At 35.8% G+C, this 6,619-nt stretch carries 5 protein-coding genes; all 5 read right to left on the bottom strand.

From position 1 onward, the window contains the following. Positions 1-1,459: hypothetical protein (locus AC1M36_RS26170; RefSeq protein ID WP_479846400.1), on the bottom strand; the 1,459-nt coding region annotated here is incomplete at its 3' end. 15 nt (positions 1,460-1,474) lie between these two features. Continuing rightward, entirely contained in the window at positions 1,475-2,281 is an 807-nt protein-coding gene (locus tag AC1M36_RS26165) for a distal tail protein Dit (protein WP_479846399.1), read from the bottom strand. Beyond that, positions 2,278-5,511: a phage tail protein gene (locus AC1M36_RS26160; protein WP_479846398.1), complete on the bottom strand. Its 3,234-nt coding sequence runs from the start codon at positions 5,509-5,511 to the stop codon at positions 2,278-2,280. The genes AC1M36_RS26165 and AC1M36_RS26160 overlap by 4 nt, the downstream gene beginning before the upstream one ends. A gap of 5 nt (positions 5,512-5,516) precedes the next feature. Continuing rightward, entirely contained in the window at positions 5,517-6,164 is a 648-nt protein-coding gene (locus AC1M36_RS26155; RefSeq protein ID WP_431613365.1) for a Gp15 family bacteriophage protein, read from the bottom strand. Further along, complete coding sequence (locus AC1M36_RS26150; protein WP_000191450.1) at positions 6,164-6,565, bottom strand: hypothetical protein; 402 nt, start codon at positions 6,563-6,565, stop codon at positions 6,164-6,166. The genes AC1M36_RS26155 and AC1M36_RS26150 overlap by 1 nt, the downstream gene beginning before the upstream one ends. Positions 6,566-6,619 lie beyond the last annotated feature (54 nt).

Genomic DNA, 6,619 nt, shown 5'->3' with positions numbered 1-6,619 from the left:
CAGCATTCTTTCGGTTTGTTTCTCGAATTTCAACTAAATGATCTCCTAGTGTCAAACCAGTAATTTTCTTTTCCACATTGTCGGCATATGTTCCGTAAGTGTCTAATTCTCCCCATTTCACGCCATCCACATAAATATCCATTATACCGCCACCGCCAACAGTAGCATGGTAAATGCTGAAGTGATCACCATAGAAAGTGAACTGGATACCGTTATTTGTTGTTGTATTTGAGAAGAAAGCTTGCCATTTAAACGTGGCAGCGTTATTTTCTACAATTTGATGTGTTGCAGCTAAGAAAGAAATATTCGGATCATTTACAGAAACATCAAACTCGCGATTATATTCAGCTAAAACATGATCTCTCAACATATTTGCCCAACAAATTGCGGTTGTAACGTTTGTTTTATATCCCGTGTTTCCAATCGGTTTATCCGTTGCACTATATCCAGTACCACATAATCCAGCAGTTATAGAATCACCGATAAGCTTAATAATTGTTCGAACAAATGGATTATTCAAGTGTTTATGAATGATTTCCTTAATTGTTAGAACTTCATCCGCTGCCCCAATTATCTTTATAAAATTCGTATTTTTTCCTAAGGGAATACCGTTGTAATAGTAAAACAGTAATCTCTTATTTTTAAACTTAAGCTTATCGTTATATACTTCAAACGAAACTGTAAAAGGCGATTTTGTTATATCTACAACAAATGCATATAACTTTGTATCGGCAGGGAGATCGATATAAAGGTTTGTTCCTGTCTGATTCAAATTAAAAATATCGTTACCCATAGTAGAAAATGTATTTGGTTTAATGATGGCTTTCTTTCTTTTTAAATCAACAATAACCTTATCTTTTTCTATGATTGTTGCTTCATACATATTGATACGAGTGTAATCTAATGTATCAGAGAGAATATTTGTATTAGATACAGTAATTTTCCTATCAGCTAGATAGCTGTAATTATCATCATCACTAATAAAGGTAATAAATTCAAAGTTTTGTCCATACACTTTCTTTCCGTAAAAACGAGCGATTGATAGTTCATTATCTCCTGCTGAAGTATACGGCTTACAACTCAATTCGCTTGTTTTATGGTTATAAACTAATAAATGTAATACACCATCACCACTTGAATCTGGTAATGATAATTCAATTTGTGAAGGTGATATATTAAATGCGTATTTTTCAATAGATATATAACAGTTCTTTAAAACTGTAATTTTTCGAGTTTTATAGTTAACTTCAATATAGTTCCTGTTAATCACTTGAGCTTCAGGAACATACATTTTTTCGAAGTTTACTGCATTATCAGCAATTCGCCCTCTGGTTGCAGGTTGCATTGATTCATTAGAATTACGAATCGCTTGATTTATTTTCGGATAACCTTCCCTTAATTTATCTGTAGGTAATAATTCTTGCGCTGGTGTAAAAGTTAATTCAGTCATATCAGCCATAGCGCCACCACCTTCTTACATGTATTTTGCGTGAAACTCAAATGAAATTTGTAAATTTAAGTTTGTACCAGTGATACTCACCGAGTTTTTACCTGGCATTAGTTCCAAAAAATCACCTGTCATTTTGGATAGGTAATTTTGCCCATCCCTTGTGACAACATAATGTTGACTATCAATTAGAAGAACGGCACCTTCAGGGAAACCGCCTACAGAAAAACTCTTACCATTCACGGTAAGAGTCATAGAGCTTGCACTTCCTATTATGTTGATGATGGGACGAACTACAAGTGAACCTACATTTTCAATTTGTACTGTTGTTGGTGTAGTGACCTCATAACTAAAATCACCAATACCAAATGGTATATCTGACATGAAAGGGATATCATCTCCCCATAAAACATCATCAGAGGTATCAAATACTGAATAAGCATGTGGATCATATGCAGTTAAAGGTAATTCGAATTTACCCATACTAAAATAACGGTCAATTGGTATCGAACCGCTATAACGGGCCAAATAATATTTATCAGGTTCATAATCAAATATTAGTTTTACGGTTTTAGGCTTACCGTATGGATCAATAAAAACATCCATCACTTTTCTGATGGCCGCTGATAATGTTTCGTATTCATTTTTTAACTTTAGATGAAAAGGTAAACTAAATTCTCTTACCCCTAATGAAGCTCCAAAATCATAAGCTCCATGCATTCCTGGTATCGTCATGACGTTATCACGTGTAGATGGAGCGGCAGGGTTCTGGTGATCTCTTAAAAGCTGTAAGTTTAGTTCGCTAATATGTTTACCGTCTATTGTCAAACTCACACTTCTCCCACCCTTCTGCTTGATGCTTTGACGTATTTTCCTAATTCTACTGCTAGTTTCTTAATATCAGCTTCTTCACGAATACTGAATGTAGCACCTTCAAACATGCGGTCGAAGTTGTATGTGTTCCCGCCACCATTTGAAGGAGCGTTAACGATTTTACCTAGCATCGTTTCAACTGACTGTGTTTGAATATCTGGTGTAGTAAGTAAGTTTCCTAAGAGTCCTTTAACTTGTGGGAAGGCTAGTTTAATACTGTCAGAGATTGGACCACCAAAATCAAGATGGTCTAAGTCACTTAATGGGCCAGTTTTTGCAGGAGAGAAAGGAAGAAAATCACGAACTTTCCCTGCAATATCAGACATTGTACCTAAAACCTTGTCTTTCATACTGTTCAATCCATCTTTAAGCATATCCATTAAACCTTGACCAGCTTTAAAGAATGTGTCTTTAGCATCATTTAACTTATCAGTCATACTTTTAACTACACTATCTTTAATTGTGCTTCCTAACTTACCTACAAGGGCTATAATACCTTTGATAAGTTCTAATATAATCTTTCCACCTGCTTCGAGTATCTTTGGCAAGTTATCTATAATCGCTTTAGCTATTTCGACGATTAATTTTAATCCCGTCTCGATTAATTTTGGCAAGATTTTAATAATCCCCTCAATTAATGCTGTAAGTATTTTTACACCAGCCTCAATTATTTTAGGAAGGTTTTGTATTAAAACTTCAACTAATTTAATGATTATCTTAATTGCTGCATCGATTAATTGAGGTAACACTTGGATAATCCCGTCAATCAATGCCATTAGGATTTTTATACCTGCATCAATTAATTTTGGGAGGTTTTGAATAAGCATGTCGCAAATTTTAGTAATCAACATGATAGCTGTTTCGATTAATTGAGGGAGGATTTGAATAATCCCATCAATTAGCGCCATTAAGATCTTAATACCTGCATCAATGATTTGTGGTAACAATGTAACTATTGTATTAACAAGTGTTTGAATCACTTGTAAAATCGCAGTTATAATTTGTGGCAAACATTGAATAATTCCATTTATCAGAGCCATTAAGATTTGTATTCCTGCATCAAGCAATTGAGGAATTAAAGGGATAATAGCTTGAATCAATGTTGTGATAATTTGTATAGCTGCATTCACAATCATTGGAAGAACTTGAACAATCCCTTGTACTAAAGCATTTATGATTTGTACAGCTGCTAAAATTATTTGTGGGAGTGCTTGCGTGATAGCTGTAACTAAAGTCTGTATCAAGTTAATACCTACAGTAACAAGTTGAGGTAATAGTGTAACAAGTCCAGTGATAAACGTTGTGATAACTTGTGTGACCGCTGTTACAAGTTGTGGAAGTGATTGTGAAATACCTTGAATTATACTTACTATTATTTTTACACCTTGCTCTACGATAGTTGGCAATTGTGTTGATATGAATGTAGTAAATGCGGTAACGATGTTGTTTACTATTTCTCCAAACTTAGTTACCAATTGAGCGCCACCAGTGTTTACTCCATCTGACATTCTTGCAAACATTGTGGTAATGCCAATAATTAGACCCGGTATCCCTCCGATAATTAGTGCGATAATATTAGGTATTAAAGTGACAAAAAATTGAATCAACGGGTCGAAATTACCTTGAAATGCAGATTTTACAGCATCTACTAACTGAACGATTACTTCTCTTATTTTTGCTACAGCCATACCGATAGCCTGCGCAGCATTTTGAAAACCTTCCGGTAAGTGAGTAATCCAATCATTTAAGTAATCCCCATCTACCGCTGCCCAGAATAAGTATTTTCCTAGGTTTACAATATGTTGCCCAAATCGAGCAACTGAACCTATAGCAATTGAAACTGCGTCATGGATTTTTGCTACTGCACGACCTATCTTCTCTGCAGCGGGTTGAAAGCTTTCTGGCAAATGTGTAATCCAGTCGTTCAGATAATCCCCATCAACAGCAGTCCAAAACAGATACTTCCCTAAGACTGCGATAGCTTGTCCAAATTGTTTAACAGCGCCTAGAGATTTCATAACCCCTGCTCTAAATTGTTCATTTGTTTTCCATAAATGAGTGAGATACATCACTAAACCCACTACCGCCGCTGCTACAACCCATACCGTTGCACTCATAGCTGCTAAACCTGTAATTAGTGGTCCGATAAGCATCCAAATAGAAGACCACGCAGCTAACATACCGTTCCATAGTCCGATACCTATAGCTAAAGGAGAGAGTATCAATGTTAATAATGGTATTAACATCATCGTGCCCTGGATGAATTTAGCTAGCACTGGATGTGCTTCATTAAATTTGATAACAAGATCTGCTATTGCGCTAATAAAGTTATAAATAGGAATCATCATTGCAGCAAAAGCATCTTTCATAGGTTGAAATGCTTTTGAAAGTTTCTCTAACATTTTAGTGTAGGCTTCCGCATACTTTGGATTCATTTCCATATTAGATTTGTGTAACGCTCCATAAAGCAATACGGATGATGCCGCTGCCGCTAAAGCTACCATTTGAAATCTCATTAACCCTTGTGTAATCATCATAGTCATATTCTGCAAATCTTTCATACTCGCAGTAGGTCCTAACATTTTTAGAGCCAGAACTGAAGCGTTCCCTGCATTAGCCATCCTGTTCAATGCATCCGCTGCACGTAACCCTGCACTGTTGATTGTATATAGAGGGTTTGCCATTCTTGCATAATTTTCACGTATACGAGTTGCTTGCGTCGTCATATTCTGCATATAACCTATGGTCTGTAACATTCCCATCATAGCTAATCTATTTGAGTTTATAGCTGCGTCTGCTGCTGCTTTTTGAGCTTTTCCTACTCTTTGAACTTCCGCTAAGAATTCTCTAGTTGTACCTGTGTAATTTTGAGACGCTTGTGCTAACTTAAAATATTGATATTGAGCTCCGATCATTTGATCTTTAACACCGCGCATTGCAATAGCTTGTTGTCGGTGAGCGCTCGCCATTTCACTATACATTTGTCTAGCTTCTTCAGAAGTACCTCGATATACATAGCGAATACGTCTTCCTAAGCTATCATAACGTGCTCCTACTTCATCAGTTAAACCACGAGTAGCTTGTGCAACCCCATCACCAATATGATTTAACTCATCATTTACTCGTTGTACATCCCTTCGAATGTTCCCAGTATCTAACCTGGTATCTATCTCAACACGTCCATCCGCCATTCATTTCACCTACCTTCAAGCTGTGACTTTTGTGCTTCCATTCTCTTTTGGAATGCTATAAATTCCTGATACTCTCTAATTTCTTTTGCTCTCGGGAGTTCGTACATTTCTTTCATTTTCTTGATACGTTTTCTCTCGTCAGCGTTGTGTTTCTCCTTTGGCGGAATCTCACAAGTTCGATAATAAAGCGCTTGTCCCATTGGAGATTTGCTAGAAAGATTGCGGAAGAGAGCAATAAACTTATTCCATTGCATTTTCCCTTGTTGTTCAATTAGATCGATATTATAGTCAAACAAAAAAGAGGAAAAAATCCGTTCTGCATCTACTACAAAATCTACAGTAGGGATGGTCGGCGCCTTTTCCTCTTCTTTCTCCTCTATTTTCTTTTTCATTAATAATTTCAAATCAATATCTAACCTATCTTTTAAAATGTCCAGTAACAACATTGATTTACGTTCCATATCCAACTGATTCATGGACACTTTATCTACAACCAACATATTCAATGCAATGTCAGTTTTAAGGTGCTCATTAATACTTTCATCTTCAAACAAATCGAACAGCAAAAGGATATTATCAAAGGCTAAATTCAATTCTAAACGAACGCCATTCCATGTATAGAAATCATAATCACGTTCGGTTAATTTAAGCATTATTTCTTCACGTTGCTTAGATATTTATTACGAGTTTCATCTGTTTTCTTCTGACTTTCTTCCACATAAATTTCATTTAAATACTGAACTAGCCCCATTAAATTCGCAGAAGATCTTCCCGCTTTTTCATAAAGAGAAGCAAATGTTCCTTCGCCTAAGAAAGTTTCAACGATGTCTTTCACTAATTCTTTTTGGTGAACTGATAACTGTTCAATCTCCTCATCAGTAGCAGTTTCGAAGTTTTGAATTAATCCCGTAATCTTTTTGGAATCCTCATCAAACTTCTTGAAAGCTTTACCGTATTTCAAAATTGAATCATCATTAAAATCCACTCTATGAATTTCTCCTGCAATATCTACCTCTTTATACGTTTTTTCAAATTCAAACTTAAATTGTGTCATTTTCGTCCTCTTCTCCTTTTTCCTTTTGGATTATTGTTTGGTTTAATGTTTGAA

The organism is Bacillus sp. Medicinal_06, from assembly GCF_056711665.1.
The sequence above is the reverse complement of the archived record's forward strand: the minus strand, read 5'-3'. Positions and strand labels throughout refer to the sequence as shown.

Coding starts and splice junctions, on each gene's coding strand:
- AC1M36_RS26160 (WP_479846398.1), bottom strand. CDS start 5,511: ATGGCGGATGGACGTGTTGAGATAGATACCAGGTTAGATACTGGGAAC.
- AC1M36_RS26155 (WP_431613365.1), bottom strand. CDS start 6,164: ATGCTTAAATTAACCGAACGTGATTATGATTTCTATACATGGAATGGC.
- AC1M36_RS26150 (WP_000191450.1), bottom strand. CDS start 6,565: ATGACACAATTTAAGTTTGAATTTGAAAAAACGTATAAAGAGGTAGAT.